Origin of the sequence: uncultured Streptococcus sp., from assembly GCF_963536705.1 — a bacterium.
In the GTDB taxonomy this organism is placed as follows: Bacteria; Bacillota; Bacilli; order Lactobacillales; family Streptococcaceae; genus Streptococcus.
In genome coordinates this window covers 133,435-149,062 of the sequence record NZ_CAUTAP010000002.1, presented here as the reverse complement: position 1 = coordinate 149,062, position 15,628 = coordinate 133,435, and the positions used below count along the sequence as shown (strand labels likewise).

Below are 15,628 nucleotides of genomic sequence, written 5' to 3'. Positions count from 1 at the left end.
CCCTATTCACATTCTATTGTAGTTTCAGCCGGCGGATGGCAATCATATTTTGCACCATCCAAATAAGCGCTATTGCAACTAAAACTATTCCAACTATATAGAAAGTTTCTGTCCTTGTCAAGAGCTCCTGCCATTCAATGCGAATTCCCATTGTTTTTTCAAAAGCTGCTTGTGACTGGCTGCTATTAGTAAAAGTATCTGCTAGACTTTCTTTCATAAGAACCTGTCTGAAAAGAGATGCCATGTAGTTAGAAGGCGTAAGCTTCATCAGGTTTTGCGCCATGTTCGGCAAGGTTCCAATGGGGATATAGGTACCCACTAGAAAACCAGAAGTTGCTCCGACTACTGTCGCCAATTTCCCTAAACTATCCACTGATTTGAAGCATTGAACAATCAGAGCATTTATCAGTGTAGCCAAGAGGCTGTTTAAGAGCATCAGAATAACCAGGTAAGGAAGGATTCCCCACTCAAAGGAAATGTTATCCGCCAGCGTAAAATAGCTGAGCATAAAGGCAAACATAATGACCTGCATCAAAAAGCCGATAATAACAGAGCTGACAAGATAACTAAGCTGCAAGCCCCATGGTCCCAAGTCTGTGATAAAGAGGTCGTCTGTCACCTTCCGCTCCCGGTCTTCGACCTGTCGGGAGAAAGCTGCCAATGTGGTCGTTAATCCTGTAACTGCCAACACGCCGCCAATCAGCCACATGTCCATCAGCTGGCTGGAATGGCCTTTGTAATTATTTTTCAAAAAAACGATATAAAGCACAAAGGGAATAATGGCTCCGAAGAGGGACAAAATTACCCCACTGCGGTTGCGGAAATAAAGTAAAAAATTACGTTTTATCAAAGCGAGCATATTAGCGTACCTCTCTTCCTGTCAGTGCCATAAAGGCATCGTCCATGGTTCCGGGTTGGAATTCAAATTGTTCAATATAGGGACCAGCCTGAGCCAATAAGGTCAGAGCTTCTTGAGTCGTTTTAGGGTGGAGGAAAAATTCCCCTTCCTTGACTTGCTCCCAAGCGCAGCCTCTTGGCAAGCTTTTCTCTAAACTTGCTACATCTTGACTCAAAATCCGCAAGACATTACGGGCGTAGTTTCCCTTAATCTGGTCTGCGGAGCCCTGAGCAATAACCTGACCATGGTCTACGATATAAATCTTATCCGCATCATCAGCTTCATTGAGATAGTGGGTTGTCAAGACAATGGTCATCTGCTCTTCTTTCTGAATTTGCTTGAGCAGGCTCCAGATACTCTCCCGAGTCTGGATATCCAAGCCTGTCGTCGGCTCATCCAGAAAGAGCAGGTCGGGACTATTGAGCAGGGCTCGCGCAATGTCCACCCGACGCTTTTGACCACCAGACAGCGTTCCATAAGGCTGCTTGGCAAAGGCTGATAAACCTAGCTGAGAGACCAAGCGCTCAATTCTACCTGACGGCATCTCCTTGTACTGCTTGGCTCTGATGGTCAGATTTTCCAAAACTGTCAGCCGGGCGTCCAACACACTGTTTTGGAAAACCACACCCAACTTAAGCTTTTCAGCATAGCAAATCTGCCCTGATGTCGGCCGCAAGAGACCTATCAGCATCTGGATAGTCGTAGACTTGCCTGCGCCATTAGGGCCTAGAATAGCTGTAAAACTGCCTCTCTCAATCTGAATATTCAGATCATTAACTGCCACCTTATCGCCATAAACCTTGCTAAGATTTTTCGTTTCTACTAACATGATCTTTTCTCCTTTTCTTTACTTCTGAGACTATGATAGCAAGTCTTTTTTGAAAAATCTCAACTTTTTGGACAAGCGGTAAAATGAGGGAGATGAGAGGTAAAAATCCAGACATCAAAAAATCCCCGACCAGAGGTCAGGGATTTGCTCTTAGCGGGCGACAATCTTGCGGTAGCTGCGTGAAGTCAGAAGAAAGACCAGAATATAGGTCAGGAGGAAGACTCCGCAAGTTGCAAGTGTTGTTTGGATTAAGAGAGGAAGATTGGTCACACCTAGTAGGGCAACTATCAAGCGCAACATATGAAAGACCGCTGCTACATGTAGAAAAGCAAAGATGAGAGGTAGGAAGAAGACAGTCAAGATTTGCTTTCGAATGGTACTTCTAGTCTGCTTTTCATCTAAACCAACCTTTTGCAAAATGATAAAGCCATCTCGGTCTTCATATCCTTCAGAGATTTGCTTGTAGTAAATCACGAGAACAGCTCCTAGAAGGAAGATAACGGAGAGGAAGACACCGATGAAGAGCAAAGTTCCAGTAAGTTCTTGATAGCTCTTTTCTGCGCTGTAACGGTCACTAGCCATTGCGAAGCTACCATCTTGAGCTTGTTCCTGATCCAAAGTGTCCCTCAACCCCAGTTGGACTTGCTCGACAAACTTTTTACTGCCCTTAGTCTCTGAAGCAACTCCAATGTAGTAGTAATGATCCACATCAAGATTGACCTCTTTGCTATCATTGACCACCATATAGAGCCCCTGTTCCATGGTCACATCGTTTGGATTAGGGATTTCCCCATGCGTGAAATTCGACGATAAAAGCTGCTTAATCTTCCAGTCTTTACCATTCACTCGGAGAGGCTTGTCCTTATTTAAGGAAATATTTTTCCCGTAAACTAAGGTTTCATCGTCTGCTAAGTCTATCTTTTCCCCTGTCATTTTTTCATAATCCTGACGATTGATGACCGTAATCGTGCCGGCAGACTTGGTCAAGATACTTGTATCCGACTCCAGCTCTCTTTGCATTGGAACTGTCACATCATTACCAGCCAGTTTCGTGATGAAGGCTGATTGGTAGAGATAGGTAGTATAGCTTGGCTTCTTCAGACCTGTGTCCTGAGCAACTTGCTGAACCTTGTCCAACAGAGCCTCCTTCTGATCGGTCGATTTCGGCAAGACGACGCTGACATTGTAATCCTTTGGATGCAAGGTAGTAATATAATCCTGACCTCCAACATAGATATTGATTGTACCAACCAGAGTCACTAAGAGCATGGTAGATAGAATGGAGATAGTTGCCAATCCTGCTGCATTTTTACGCATCCGCGAGATGAGATTGGAAACAGAAATGAAATTCTGCGTTTTATAGTAGTAACCTTTGCGCTTTTTGAGAAATTTCAATAGTGTAATTGAACCTGCATTAAAAAGCAGATAGGTTGCTAGGATAACCATGATCACGGCTATAAAGAAATTGCCGATAGCAGCGACAGGCTTGGTAACGGTCAAAGCCATATAATAAGCCACACCCATGAGCAGGAGACCCAGCAAGGTTTGCAGAAAAAGGAAGCGTCCCTTCTTCTCGCCAGCTTTCTTTTCTTTCATTAGGTTAAGAGAGCTATAGCGTAGAAGTCGGGTAGAGTTAAGCAACAAAATCACCGCAAAAGCGATACCTAGACTGATTAGAGTCATCCCGACGTTCTGCCATTGGAAGGTCGAGTCAAGAACTGCCGGCATTCCCATCAATTTCAAAAGGACTGCGTAGAGCATCTTATCTAAAGCTAGGCCAGACAAGATACCCAGACCAACTGTAGCCAGATAAAAGACACAGAGTTCAAAGAAGGTCATGACTAACAGATGCTTTTTCTCCATACCCAGCAGACTATAGACTCCCAACTCTCGGGAGCGGTTTTTCATGACGAAACTATTAGCATAGGTAATGAGGATAAGGACGGCAATCTGAATGACATGGATGCCAAACTGCAAGGTCATGCGAGCTGCCGAACCGCCATAAGAGGCCTCCATATTGGGGCTATAAGCCAGTGAGACAAAACTATACAAAATCGCTGTTGCCAGTACCGTCGCCAAAGCAAATGGATAATACAAACTGCGATTTTTAACCAGGTTTGACAAAGCTAGTTTACTCGTTAGTTTGAACATAATTGCCCACCTCACTTGCCATAACTGTCAGAGTATCAGAAATCTCTTGGAACATCTGCCGCTCGGTCTTGTCGCCGCGGAAGATTTGATTATAAAGAATCCCATCCTTGATAAAGAGCACCCGCTTGGCGCGGCTAGCCGCTGCCGTCGAGTGGGTTACCATGAGAATGGTCTGACCGCGGGCATTGATGTCGTCAAAGACATCCAGCAGAGCTGCCGAAGACTTAGAATCCAAGGCTCCCGTCGGCTCATCCGCCAGCAGAATCTCAGGATCTGTGATAATGGCCCGAGCCACTGCAACCCGCTGCTTCTGACCACCGGAAATCTCATAAGGAAACTTCTCTTGCAGCTTGTTAATTCCCAGCTCATTGCAGGTCGTAACCAGCTTTTGCATCATCTCGGTAATGGGACGACGAGAGAGAACCAGAGGCAGGAGAATATTATCCTTGACCGACAGGGTGTCTAGCAGATTGAAATCCTGAAATACAAAGCCTAATTTCTCTCGGCGGAAACTGGAAGCCTGGCTGTTTCTAATGGTTGCCGTGTCAGTTCCGTTGAGAAAGACACGGCCCTCAGTCGGCTTGTCCAACATGGCTAGGATGTTGAGCAGGGTGGATTTCCCAGAGCCTGACTCCCCCATGATGGCGACATATTCGCCTTTTTCTACCGTAAAGTGAATGTCCTTCAGTGCCTCTACTTGGTTTCCTTGAAAGCGGGTTTTATAAATCTTTTTCACGTGCTGTACGTCTAATAATGTCATCTTTAATCCTTTCTGTCTAGCAGGCACCTATCAAAGCCCTGCTTTTAGCAGTTTTATGAACTGCCTCCTAATTGATAAGTCTATTTTATCTCAATACCAACCGCCCTGCCATAACCTAAGCTTACATTTTAAAGTGCAATCTTACACTTTTGTAAGATGAGATGAGCTTTATTTTACCCAAAAGGCAATCAAAGCAATTAGCCAAAGGTGGGCTGGATAGAATATATAGAAGAAATATTTGCTCCACTTGCTGTTGGATCCTCGCTCACCATTGTAGAAGTGCAAGAGAGGAAGAACACTGATAAAGAGCCAGTCTGAGTTATAGAGCAGCATTGATAGCGTGTCCTGCAAGGTTGGATAAATTTGGATACTCATGGCAAAGAGAATTCCCGCCCAAACTACATAGGACAAGTTTCTGAAAAAGACTTGATTTCTAAAAAGGTAGGTCAAGAGCATGAATGGAAGCAGAGCCATGCCGCCTTCGCTAAAGAGAAGCCCAGCCAGCAAGACTAATACTCCTGCCGTCAGCCGCAAACCACGCTTCCTATCCTTAGCAGCTCCGCCATTGTCAGAAAAGCCAAAGAAAAGACTCAGCATGAGAATCCCGCAGGCCAAGGTCAGGAAGATATTGTGAGTGAGATAGATGCCCTTTTCCTGAAAGAGGAGCGTCAGGATACAGTTTCCTGTCTGCATCAGGGCCGCCCAAAAGAAGAGCCGCATATTGTAAGCCAGGCGGTTGCGAGTGTGGAGAAAACCTTCCACTGCCATGAAGGCAAATGCTACTCCGACACAGCGGGTTAGGGCATGCAAGACGCCATCCCAGCCGTCCGGCACTAGCCCTGGTATCTGGCTGATATGGTCAAAAACCATAAGAAATGCCATGAAGAGCTTCAACTGAAAAGCATTTATACCTTTTGATTTCATTTTTCTGTCTCCTTCTTATTTCTTGACTCTATGATAATAAAAAAGAAAGGCTGGTACCATAACCTAACCTTTCATTTGCTAGTTTTATTCTTACAATTTTGTCACTTTTAAAAATCTTGCAAAGCATCTACCTAAATAGCACAAAACCTAGTGGCTTTTATGAAAACTTTCTTCCGTCCGCAACTGTTCTAAAAAGGCTTTGACTGCTTGTCTGTCTGCTTCCGTTCCAGAACCCTCAATATTACGAATGTGGCGGAGGCCATACTGCTCCACTATCTTATCCGTTGCCCCGCAAAAGGTCCGCGGATAACGCTTCTGATTGCCATTGATGACAAAGCCTTTGATTAGATGTCTGTACTTTCTGATGAAGCGCTTGGTCGTCCACGGAATCTGGCCTGCTCCGCTATTTCTGCTGACTAAAATACAGGGTTCCTCCAGCTTTTTCCAGACTGACTGGCTAGGCATTTCCAGACTTTTAGCAAACTTTTTACCCAAACCAGTCAGACTATCATAAACCACTACTAGCAACTTTCTTCCTCCTACTCAAAGATCAATTTCTTCTCAGGAAAGGCGATGGAAACCGTCGTTCCCTGACCAACTTGAGAGTCTATAGCAATCTTGTGTCCCAGCTGGTCAGCAATTTTCTTGGACAGATAAAGACCTAAGCCTGATGACTGCTGGGTCAGACGACCGTTGTAGCCTGAGAAACCACGCTCAAAAACCCGCAGCAAATCAGCATTTTGAATGCCCAGACCTGTGTCCTTGATGTAGAGGCTGCCCTCATGAAAATAAATCTCTATGCTGCCTTCTTTGGTGTATTTAAGACTATTGGACAGGACCTGCTCCAAAATCACTAGAAACCACTTTTTATCAGTGACAATCGTGTGATCTAGGTCATGAAGATTGAGACTGAGTCCTTGCTGAATAAAGAAAAGAGCGTATTTCTTGACCACTTCCCTGACCAAATCAGCCAAATTTTCCTGCTTCAGAACTAAATCGTCATGGAAGCTTTCCAGACGGAGGTACTGGAGCACCAGATGAACGTAGGACTCGATCTTGAAGAGCTCCTGCTCCAACTGAGACTTGGCTTCCTTATCCTGCAAATCTCCAATCAAAAGTGAACTGGCAGCAATAGGAGTCTTGACTTGATGAACCCAAAGAGTGTAGTAGTCCAGTAAATCATTGTATTTTTCCTGCTCAACCAAGAGCTGATTCTTCTGTTCGTACTCCAGCTCCTCCACTCTTTCCTGCAAGAGCTTTTCTAGAGGAGTCTGAGCCTGAGCAGCGACCTGCAGCTTCTGGCTGCGATAGCCCTTAAAGGCCGTCCAAGCATCTGCTCCGATAAACAAGAAAGACAGAAAAGCCAGCAAGAGCGCGACATATTCCAGCAGACTGCGGTAAGTATCAAAGACAAAGGCAAAGAGCAGAATAAAGCCTAGCAGAAGAATTAGCAGAGCTAGAAAAAATCGCCGTGAATAAAGGTAAAATTTAAAAAAGAAAAATTTATCCTGTGTGTCCATTGATGAGACCGTATCCTATTCCTTTTTTGGTTTCGATGAAATTCTTCAGTCCGTGCTCTTCAAGCTTCTTACGCAGGCGAGCGACATTGACTGATAGGGTATTGTCATCGATGAAAAAGTCGCTGTTCCAGAGTTCCTTCATCAGATCATCACGCGCCACAATACCATCTGAATGCTCGAAGAGGACCCGCAAAATCTGAAATTCGTTCTTGGTCAAGGTCACCACTTTCCCATCAAAAACCAGATCTGTCGACTTGAGATTAAGAATGACACCTTGGTGCTCCAAGAGGCTCTGGTCGTTTCCAAACTCATAGGAACGGCGCAGCAAGCCCTGAACCTTAGCCAGAAAGACATTATTGTCAAAAGGCTTGGTCACATAGTCATCTGCCCCCATATTGATAGCCATGACAATGTCCATGGACTGATCGCGGGAAGACAGAAACATGATAGGCACTGTTGAAATCTTGCGGATTTCCTGACACCAATGATAACCGTTAAATAAGGGCAGGCCGATATCCATCAGCACCAGATGCGGCTCCTCTCGGACAAAGACAGTCAGCACATCCATAAAGTCCTCGACTGCCACTACCTGAAAGCCCCATTGTTCTAGCATTTTCTTAATCATTTGACGGATGACTGGATCATCTTCTACTAGTAAAATCTTGTGCATCTTTCCCTCCCGATTTCTTGCTAGTTACATTATACCAAAAAATGCGATTACTTGTTTATCATCCTCAGTCTAAGGTAGGATTTTTCTGAAAAAGAGAAATTCTATCAGAAAAATATGCTATACTAACTAGTAGAAATTGGAGATAAACCATGAGCAATATTTTTACTTACCTTGAAGAAGTCCAGCATGACAGCATTTATGATAGACCTTTCAATGAACTGGATCTGCTAATTCTGACAGAGCTAACCTACTTGCCTTTTGACCAACTAGTGCATGAAGACATGTCCCCCTACTGCGACTGCCGGCTGCTGGATTTGGCCGACCAAGTACCGCGCGACCTCTCCATGATGGTCAGCAAAAACCGACTGAAACTGCTAGATTTGGCCGCAGCCTCTACCCGCTTTAAAAATCTAAAGCTGATGGGCTACGTCAATGACGTTGACCAAGATATCCAGAAGCAATTCGCTGCCCTGATTTTCAAAATCAAGCCTGATACCTATGTCCTGGTCTTTCGCGGTACGGACGACTCCATTGTCGGCTGGAAGGAAGACTTCCACATGACCTATATGGATCAAATCCCTGCTCAGAAAATGGCTGCACGCTACCTGCAGAAGGCCTTAGAAAATCTGCCCGGTAACTTTATCCTAACCGGCCATTCCAAAGGAGGAAACCTGGCTTCCTATGCAGCCAGTCAGATGGAAGAATCGCTCCAAGACCGTATTGAAGCCATCTACAGCTATGACTCTCCCGGTCTCAATCACTCTGTCACCGAAAGCGATGGCTATCAGGCTATGGTTGAAAGGATGAAACGCTACCTGCCTCAGAACTCCATCGTCGGCATGATGCTGGAAACACCTAAGGAAGCTAGGATTGTCAAAAGCAGTGCCATCGGCGGCTTTGCCCAGCACGATACCTTTTCGTGGAAAATCAAGAGAGACTCTTTCCTATTGCTGGATACACTAGATGCAGAGAGCCTGCAGATAGACAAAACGTTTAAAAATTGGGTGAGCACCGTTTCAGATGAAGAACTTAAAGACTTTTTCGACCTCTTTTTCGGACTGATTTTGGATGCTGGCATCCAGTCTGTCGACGAACTGTCCAATGTTGAAAACTTTAACAAAGTTCTCGATATCCTGAAAAATGCTCAATCTCTAACAGACCAAGAACGTGACATGCTGCTGCGCTTGTCCAAGCTCTTGCTGGATATGCGTGTCCAAAGCTGGAAAGACTCCATTAGCTTTCCTAAGCCTACTGCCATTGGCAAGGATATCCGAGAAAACCTATCACGCTGGAGTAAGCAGTTGCCTTTCGGCCTGTCTGAGACTGACAAAAAGGAAGACACTGCCGCAGAGGTTCAAGAGTAAAATCACAAATCTCTTCTATAGCTTGGCTAAGGGAAATCTTGACCTATCATACCAAAAACAAAACAAGCTCTTATCTTGACAGCTTGTTTTTTCTTTGTTAGAATGTAACAAATCCATTTACAACTAAATAGTGATAAAAATCAGAAAGGAATCCATCATGAAATCTATCAAAGGAATCGCCCTTATTGCTGTTAGCATAATCCTGACCATCTATGCTTGGGCTTCGGCTGGAATGACCAACTTTATTGTACCCGGTCTGGCCTTGACCACCCTTTCGCTGACCTTTTTACTTGCGACTCGGAACGCACTTTTGGAAAAATGGTTCCATGGCATCGAAAAGATGTATGCTTATCATAAGTTTACAGCTATCTTTTCCGTCGTCCTGCTTGCTCTCCACAATGTTGCTATGGGTGGCAGTCTCTGGGGCTCTCATCTGGCAGCCCAGCTTGGGAACGTCGGCATCTATCTATTTGTCAGCATTGTTCTGGTGGCCTATCTCGGCAAGCACATCAAATATGAGGCTTGGCGCTGGATTCACCGCTTTGTTTATTTGGCCTATATCTTTGGTCTCTTCCACGCCTATATGCTGATGGGCGGTCGACTCCTAACACCGACCTTGCTAGGCTTCGTAGTCGGATTCTACGCTATCATCGGTTTAGCTTCTGGCTTTTATATCATCTTCCTCTATCAAAGTTTGGCCTTTCGCCATCTGGGAAAAATCATGCAGGTCAAACGCCTCAACCACGATACCGTGGAGTTGAAGATCCAACTCAGTCAAAAGCTAGACTATCAGTATGGGCAGTTTGCCTTTGTCAAGATTTTCCAAGAAGGATTTGAAAAAGCACCGCATCCCTTCTCTATCTCTGGCGGTCATGACAATATCGTCTACTTTACTATCAAGAACTCTGGAGACCACACTAAGACACTTTATGACAAGATCCAAGAGGGAACCAAGGTCACTATTGACCGAGCATACGGCCATATGATTCTTGAGCAAGGCCAGGAAAAGCAAATCTGGATTGCTGGTGGGATTGGCATTACTCCCTTCATCTCCTATATCCGTGAAAATCCTAATCTGAATCGTCCAGTCAGCTTCTACTACGCTTATACTGGAGCTGAAAATGCTGTTTACCTAGATCTCCTCAAAGACTATGCGGCCAAGAATCCGCAGTTTGACCTTCATTTGGTCGATAGCAAGGTCTCTGGCTATTTGGACTTCAAGAATTATCCTTTGGACGACAAAACTACCGTCTTCATGTGCGGACCTGTCAAGATGATGGATAAACTAGCCAACGAATTTAAAAAGACCAATCCTAAAGCAGATCTGGTCTATGAAGGTTTTAAGTTTAAATAAAGAAACCAAAAAGAGGAGTTCAATCCTCTTTTTTAGTCTATTTGGATTCAATAAATTTTGAAAAAGATAAAATTTCTATCACTCAATATCCAAAAATAGACTTTTTAAACTACAAGAATAGACGGAAAAAATTAATTCCAATCAGAATGAGCAAGAAAATAGAAAATCCGATAAACAAATATTTAAAATACTTTTCATTGCTGATGCAGCGCTCAACATACGCTTCTTCAGGATTCTTAGGATTATAGTAAACGGCCATATTTGAGCCGACGGGAAATATTTTTTCAAGTCTAGACTCCTATCCGAGCCGTAAACATAGTCACTTGAAAAGACATCTTTTTGGATTTTTCCTGAAGATGCAGGGATAAACTGTTTATACTCAAGTCTTTGTCGATATTGTTTTCCACGGACAGTATAATCTACAAGAGGCAAGGCTACCTGTGGTGGCTCACCATGGCGAGTATAGATGGAACTGTTATACCCTACTACTTTGCCTGATATTAAAGATGTAGATTTACTTCTAATAGAAATTTCTTTTCGATAGTGAAGATAGAGTGGAAAAACAATAACTAGCCATAGTAGCCCAAGCACCACAATCATAATCATAGGATTCATTACTATTTCCTTCGTTGCTTTGATATTCAATATATTGTAACAAAATTTTCACCGATACCAAATCCTCTATGATATCCTTTTGGTCTCAAAAAATATCGTTTTTCGATATATTTTTCTTGAAATACAATAAAAAATAGATTATAATAAGAATAAAAGGAAAAGAAAATCTACTGCCGGCTGATTTTCGATAGAGGTAAGCATCATGAAAAAGATTGAATTAAAAAATAATTCTTTACTCAAAGATATCGTTACTCTACTGAATCTTATCATAGTGGGTTATGCTGCTATTCTGGTCTTTCTTACTATCCTAAGTGTGATTTCTTACATCGGTCTTTCCGACAGGTTGGGAATAAAGCTCAATGTTCAATTTCTGCCCTCAGTTGATTTTTCAAATTGGTGGAGTATTCTAGCCTTTGTTATAAATCTTCTCACAGCTTCTTTGACTATTTATCTCATATATCTTGCTCGTAATTTTATCAAAAATTTGATTGGTGGAAAGATTTTTGATTCATCGAATACCCAACTAGCCAATCGGGCATGGAAAGTCTTTCTGGCTCTGACCTTTCTTTCCGTTAAAGTTGCTGCATCAGGCAATCCCATCACCCTCCCCTTCTCTTTTAACGCCAGTGTGAGCTTTACACCTCTCTTGGGCGCTCTGATTATTTGGCTGATGATGAAAATTCTAGAAAAGGGGATTGATATAGCTGAAGAAAATGAATTTACCATCTAGGAGGCTGCTATCATGATTATCGTTAATCTTGATGTCCAGCTGGCCAAGAAAAAGATGAAACTGGGTGAACTGGCCGATATCATCGGTATCACAAACGCCAACCTTTCCATTCTCAAAACGGGCAAGGCCAAGGCTATCCGATTTAGCACCCTCAATGCTATCTGTCAGGCCCTTGATTGCCAGCCTGGAGACATCCTAGAATTTACAGATGATGAAGAATAAAAAAACTCCCGTCCTAGCCGATTCCATTCTGCTAGGACGGGAGTTTTTATTTGCCTATTCAATCATTTGTGTTTCGGCTAGTTTCTTATACCAGTGAGCGGATTTCTTCGGATAGCGTTCCTGAGTTTCAAAGTCTACGTAGAATAAGCCGTAGCGTTTTTCATAACCGTTAGACCAAGAAAAGACATCCATCAGAGACCAGATAAAGTAGCCCTTGACATTAGCCCCGTCCGCAATCGCATCGGATAAAACTTCCAAATGCTGCTTGACGTAGTCAATCCGAGCATCGTCGTAAACCGTATTGTCCACAAATTCATCTTTATAACCCAGACCATTTTCTGTGATATAGATCTTCTTGTAGTTGGGATAATCTTTCTTAATCCGCATGATCTGGTCATAGAGACCTTGCGGATAGATAATCCAATCCCAATCAGTTTTCGGTATATGGACTGGAGATTCTCTGCGTCCGACACCCTTAATCTGGTACTTGGAACTTCCCTTTTCGCCTTTTCCGTTATGGATAATTTCTGTTTCACCGTCAAAGTCGCGCATCCAGTCACTCATATAGTAGTTGATGCCAAGGAAGTCATTAAGGTCTTTAGCTGCTTCTAAAGCCGCAAAGTCTTCATCTCGTAGATCCAGCTGACCACCATTGACCTTAAGGATATGATTCACTCCTGCCAGAGTTACATCTGAATAGTGACCCAGATACGTCGCATCTAGGATAAACTTGTTATGAATAATATCTTCCAACTCTGCTGCTCTGACATCTGCTGGATTTTCTGGATCGTAAGGATATTTTGTCGGAAGTGCATGAACAACACCAATTTCACCCTTGTAACCCTTATCCTTATAAAGCTTAACGGCACGGGCATGAGAGACCATCATGTTGTGATGGGATTGGAAAACCTTGGCCAAGTCATACTGAATACCTGGAGGGAATTTTCCTACTAAGTACTGACCATCACCAATGGGGCCAATTTCATTGAAAGTCGTCCAATAGCGAACTTCTGGAAATTCTTCAAAACAGAAGGCCGCATAGTCCACAAAGTGCTCAATATTCTCCCGATTGAGGAAATCTCCATTTGAATGAAGAGCCTCTGGTGTATCAAAGTGGTGAAGGGTCACAAAAGGTTCTACATGACGCTTGTGGCATTCTGCGAAAAGATTATGGTAAAATTCCACACCTTTTGGATTGACCTCGCCATAACCCGTCGGGAAAATCCGTGACCAAGCGATGGAGATTCGAATACCATTGACACCATACTCTTCAGCCAATTTCAGATCCACTGGGTATTTGTGGTAAAAGTCACTGGCAGGCTCCGCCGTGTACCAGTAGTTATCTTCTAGATACTTATCCCAAGCAACAGGTCCTTTTCCATCTGTGTGGGTTGCCCCCTCAGCTTGATAGGCCGCTGTTGCACCACCAAAAATAAAATCTTTAGGTAAGGTTTTTGTCATCTTATTTTCCTTTCAATAGCCTTTGAGGTGAAACAAGTAAGCAAATAGGTAAGTAACAGGGAAATTGAACTTTGCTTCACCTCAAATGGACTAACAAATTAGTTGTTAAATTGCTCCTGAACGAAGGCCAGTGCTCCTTTGCCATCACGGGTTAGTTTGATGTATTGGCCGCCCTCAGTCTTAGCTAGCTTGATACCCAATTTATCAGTTTCCGCCTTCATGTCTTCAAAGTTGGAAGCAACTTGAGGGGCCAGGATCACCAGGTCAAACTCAGGCAGCATTTCACGGTGAGCACCGTATCCACCCGCTGCTGCTTTGACAGGAACATTGTATTCAGCTGCTGCTTTATTCAAAGCGTTGGCCAGCAATCCGCTGGTACCACCACCTGCACAGAGCACCAGAACATTGGTTTCTTCGCTAATATTGTTTTGCGCCGGAGCTTCCTCATCTACACCTGCTTTTTCAAGGATAGCATCCGCTTTAGCAGTGTTAAAGTTAGCTGCTACTTTTTCTTTAAGAGCATCGTTAGCTTTACCAGAACGTTCCTCTTCTAGGATTTGTTCGTCGTAAACTTTGACAAATGGATAGTAAATAATCACATCCACCACTAACAGAAGGGCAGCAAGAACAAAGGACAGAAGCTGAAAGTTCGTACCCAGCACAATTCCCAGAGGTCCAGGTGTTACCCAAGGAAGGTTGGCTGAGAAGGAGTTCATGTTTAAGGTATCAACAAAGAATTTGAAAATCCATACATTTGCGATAGGTGCAAAGATAAATGGAATAAAGAAAATCGGATTCAGTACGATTGGAGCACCAAAGAGAATAGGCTCATTGACACCAAAGAAAGTTGGGACAACAGATGCCCGTCCAATTGCACGGTTACGCTCGGACTTACAGATCCACATGAAGAGGAATGGAACAATCAAGGTCGCACCAGTACCACCCATAGTAACGATAAACATTTGCGTACCAGAAGTGATGACCTTATCCGCATGCTGACCAGCTTGTACCAGAGCCAAGTTGGCATCGATATTGGCATAAGTAATGGCAGCAATGGCAGGCTCAACGATGGACGGACCGTGAATTCCAACGAACCAGAAGAAAGCATAAGCGCCAAAGATAAGAGTAATTCCCAGATAGCCGTCAGCTGCTGAGAAGAGCGGAGCAAGAAGCGTTCCAATGGATTCAGCAACGGTCACTCCCAGACTTGCTTTAACAAGCAGTTCCAAACCGTAGAGCAGAACGACTGAGACAGTAAATGGAATCAAGTCTTTAAATACTTGAGAAATATTTGGTGGAACTTCTTCTGGCATACGAATGGTGACATTATTTTTCACACAAACCTTGTAGACATTAACGGTCACAAAGGCAGCGATAAAGGCTGTCAAAAGACCTTTGGTTCCCATGAAGGCAGTTAGGAAGCCACCTTCCTTGGCAGGTTCAGCCGCCATGAGGAGGAAGCCGACCATAGAAGCCAGCATAGTAGACAAGAAGTTAATCTGGTTTGTCGCAGGCAGGTCGCGATTGACAGAGTCTGTCAGCGCCTTAGCAGTGGTCCCACCCACAAAGAAAGCCAGAATACCCATCGAATAGCTATAAGGGGTCATTAGGAAAGTTTCAATATCCTTAGACCAGTGGAAGCCCCAAGCATTTGGCACATAGGCAATCAAAATAAAGATAGATGAGAAGAGGATGACTGGCATACCAGCGATAAAGCCATCCCGAATAGCACGGAGATAGATATTCCGAGAAATCTTCTCAAAGAAAGGCTTCCCTTTCTCAATAAGTCCGATGAGTTTGTTCATTATTTTACTCCTCTTTTGTATAGTTCAATCAAATGGTGCATCATGTCTTTTAGCAAGATGGTAGTCATTAAGTGATCTTGGCCGTGCATCATGGTCACGCTGTAAGCCAAGTCCTCACCAGCAGCTTCTTTTGTCAAGAGACTGGTCTGAGCGTGGTGAGCTTCAGCGATGCAGCTATTGGCTTCTTCTACCAAGGCGTCTGCCTTAGAAAAATCCCCAGCTTCTGCGGCTTTCAAAGCTTCTAAGAGCTTGGAGCGAGCGTCACCAGCGTAGGCTACAATTTCAAAACCGAGCAATGTTACTTCTTCTCTATTCATGAGAGTTC

At 43.8% G+C, this 15,628-nt stretch carries 16 protein-coding genes; 4 read left to right on the top strand and 12 right to left on the bottom strand.

Annotated features, from left to right (window positions below; all coding sequences use genetic code 11):
• Nucleotides 1-13: 13 nt before the first annotated feature.
• The 8 genes from RWX26_RS02045 to RWX26_RS02010 all read right to left on the bottom strand — a co-directional run bounded on the left by RWX26_RS02045 (nt 14) and on the right by RWX26_RS02010 (nt 7,752).
• A complete protein-coding gene (locus tag RWX26_RS02045; protein ID WP_314578694.1) occupies nt 14-859 on the bottom strand; it encodes an ABC transporter permease in 846 nt (281 codons plus the stop codon).
• Between the two features lies 1 nt (nt 860).
• On the bottom strand, nt 861-1,727 hold the full coding sequence (locus RWX26_RS02040; RefSeq protein WP_314578693.1) for an ABC transporter ATP-binding protein: 867 nt from the start codon (nt 1,725-1,727) through the stop codon (nt 861-863).
• A 150-nt stretch (nt 1,728-1,877) separates the two neighbouring features.
• Entirely contained in the window at nt 1,878-3,878 is a 2,001-nt protein-coding gene (locus RWX26_RS02035) for an ABC transporter permease (RefSeq protein WP_314578691.1), read from the bottom strand.
• A complete protein-coding gene (locus RWX26_RS02030; protein ID WP_314578689.1) occupies nt 3,859-4,638 on the bottom strand; it encodes an ABC transporter ATP-binding protein in 780 nt (259 codons plus the stop codon). The genes RWX26_RS02035 and RWX26_RS02030 overlap by 20 nt, the downstream gene beginning before the upstream one ends.
• A gap of 168 nt (nt 4,639-4,806) precedes the next feature.
• The gene (locus tag RWX26_RS02025) at nt 4,807-5,562 is read right to left on the bottom strand and encodes a TraX family protein (RefSeq protein ID WP_314578687.1); all 756 of its coding nucleotides are present in this window, start codon (nt 5,560-5,562) and stop codon (nt 4,807-4,809) included.
• 147 nt (nt 5,563-5,709) lie between these two features.
• Nucleotides 5,710-6,090: a class Ib ribonucleoside-diphosphate reductase assembly flavoprotein NrdI gene (locus RWX26_RS02020; protein ID WP_314578684.1), complete on the bottom strand. Its 381-nt coding sequence runs from the start codon at nt 6,088-6,090 to the stop codon at nt 5,710-5,712.
• A gap of 11 nt (nt 6,091-6,101) precedes the next feature.
• Nucleotides 6,102-7,082 (bottom strand): sensor histidine kinase, encoded by a 981-nt coding sequence (locus RWX26_RS02015; RefSeq protein ID WP_314578682.1) that lies wholly within the window; start codon nt 7,080-7,082, stop codon nt 6,102-6,104.
• Entirely contained in the window at nt 7,066-7,752 is a 687-nt protein-coding gene (locus tag RWX26_RS02010; RefSeq protein WP_009659088.1) for a response regulator transcription factor, read from the bottom strand. The genes RWX26_RS02015 and RWX26_RS02010 overlap by 17 nt, the downstream gene beginning before the upstream one ends.
• Nucleotides 7,753-7,901: 149 nt before the next feature.
• On the opposite strand from RWX26_RS02010, the gene RWX26_RS02005 reads away from it, so the two are divergent.
• A complete protein-coding gene (locus tag RWX26_RS02005) occupies nt 7,902-9,116 on the top strand; it encodes a DUF2974 domain-containing protein (RefSeq protein WP_314578679.1) in 1,215 nt (404 codons plus the stop codon).
• A 157-nt stretch (nt 9,117-9,273) separates the two neighbouring features.
• Complete coding sequence (locus RWX26_RS02000; protein ID WP_314578677.1) at nt 9,274-10,470, top strand: ferric reductase-like transmembrane domain-containing protein; 1,197 nt, start codon at nt 9,274-9,276, stop codon at nt 10,468-10,470.
• Between the two features lie 109 nt (nt 10,471-10,579).
• On the opposite strand, the gene RWX26_RS11190 is transcribed toward RWX26_RS02000, so the two are convergent.
• A complete protein-coding gene (locus RWX26_RS11190) occupies nt 10,580-10,729 on the bottom strand; it encodes a hypothetical protein (protein WP_185776886.1) in 150 nt (49 codons plus the stop codon).
• Between the two features lie 558 nt (nt 10,730-11,287).
• Between RWX26_RS11190 and RWX26_RS01990 the strand changes: the two genes are divergently transcribed.
• Complete coding sequence (locus RWX26_RS01990) at nt 11,288-11,815, top strand: DUF2975 domain-containing protein (protein ID WP_314578674.1); 528 nt, start codon at nt 11,288-11,290, stop codon at nt 11,813-11,815.
• 12 nt (nt 11,816-11,827) lie between these two features.
• The gene (locus RWX26_RS01985; protein WP_002894739.1) at nt 11,828-12,037 is read left to right on the top strand and encodes a helix-turn-helix transcriptional regulator; all 210 of its coding nucleotides are present in this window, start codon (nt 11,828-11,830) and stop codon (nt 12,035-12,037) included.
• 54 nt (nt 12,038-12,091) lie between these two features.
• Here the strand turns inward: RWX26_RS01985 and lacG are convergent, their stop codons facing one another.
• From lacG to RWX26_RS01970, 3 genes are all read right to left on the bottom strand, one after another.
• Complete coding sequence (gene lacG, locus RWX26_RS01980) at nt 12,092-13,498, bottom strand: 6-phospho-beta-galactosidase (protein WP_314578672.1); 1,407 nt, start codon at nt 13,496-13,498, stop codon at nt 12,092-12,094.
• Nucleotides 13,499-13,596: 98 nt separating this feature from the next.
• A complete protein-coding gene (locus RWX26_RS01975) occupies nt 13,597-15,303 on the bottom strand; it encodes a lactose-specific PTS transporter subunit EIIC (RefSeq protein ID WP_314578670.1) in 1,707 nt (568 codons plus the stop codon).
• A complete protein-coding gene (locus RWX26_RS01970) occupies nt 15,303-15,620 on the bottom strand; it encodes a PTS lactose/cellobiose transporter subunit IIA (protein WP_314578669.1) in 318 nt (105 codons plus the stop codon). Before RWX26_RS01970 ends, RWX26_RS01975 begins: the two co-directional genes overlap by 1 nt.
• Between the last annotated feature and the right edge of the window lie 8 nt (nt 15,621-15,628).

Coding starts and splice junctions, on each gene's coding strand:
- RWX26_RS02045 (WP_314578694.1), bottom strand. CDS start 859: ATGCTCGCTTTGATAAAACGTAATTTTTTACTTTATTTCCGCAACCGC.
- RWX26_RS02040 (WP_314578693.1), bottom strand. CDS start 1,727: ATGTTAGTAGAAACGAAAAATCTTAGCAAGGTTTATGGCGATAAGGTG.
- RWX26_RS02035 (WP_314578691.1), bottom strand. CDS start 3,878: ATGTTCAAACTAACGAGTAAACTAGCTTTGTCAAACCTGGTTAAAAAT.
- RWX26_RS02030 (WP_314578689.1), bottom strand. CDS start 4,638: ATGACATTATTAGACGTACAGCACGTGAAAAAGATTTATAAAACCCGC.
- RWX26_RS02025 (WP_314578687.1), bottom strand. CDS start 5,562: ATGAAATCAAAAGGTATAAATGCTTTTCAGTTGAAGCTCTTCATGGCA.
- RWX26_RS02015 (WP_314578682.1), bottom strand. CDS start 7,082: ATGGACACACAGGATAAATTTTTCTTTTTTAAATTTTACCTTTATTCA.
- RWX26_RS02010 (WP_009659088.1), bottom strand. CDS start 7,752: ATGCACAAGATTTTACTAGTAGAAGATGATCCAGTCATCCGTCAAATG.
- RWX26_RS02005 (WP_314578679.1), top strand. CDS start 7,902: ATGAGCAATATTTTTACTTACCTTGAAGAAGTCCAGCATGACAGCATT.
- RWX26_RS02000 (WP_314578677.1), top strand. CDS start 9,274: ATGAAATCTATCAAAGGAATCGCCCTTATTGCTGTTAGCATAATCCTG.
- RWX26_RS11190 (WP_185776886.1), bottom strand. CDS start 10,729: ATGGCCGTTTACTATAATCCTAAGAATCCTGAAGAAGCGTATGTTGAG.
- RWX26_RS01990 (WP_314578674.1), top strand. CDS start 11,288: ATGAAAAAGATTGAATTAAAAAATAATTCTTTACTCAAAGATATCGTT.
- RWX26_RS01985 (WP_002894739.1), top strand. CDS start 11,828: ATGATTATCGTTAATCTTGATGTCCAGCTGGCCAAGAAAAAGATGAAA.
- lacG (WP_314578672.1), bottom strand. CDS start 13,498: ATGACAAAAACCTTACCTAAAGATTTTATTTTTGGTGGTGCAACAGCG.
- RWX26_RS01975 (WP_314578670.1), bottom strand. CDS start 15,303: ATGAACAAACTCATCGGACTTATTGAGAAAGGGAAGCCTTTCTTTGAG.
- RWX26_RS01970 (WP_314578669.1), bottom strand. CDS start 15,620: ATGAATAGAGAAGAAGTAACATTGCTCGGTTTTGAAATTGTAGCCTAC.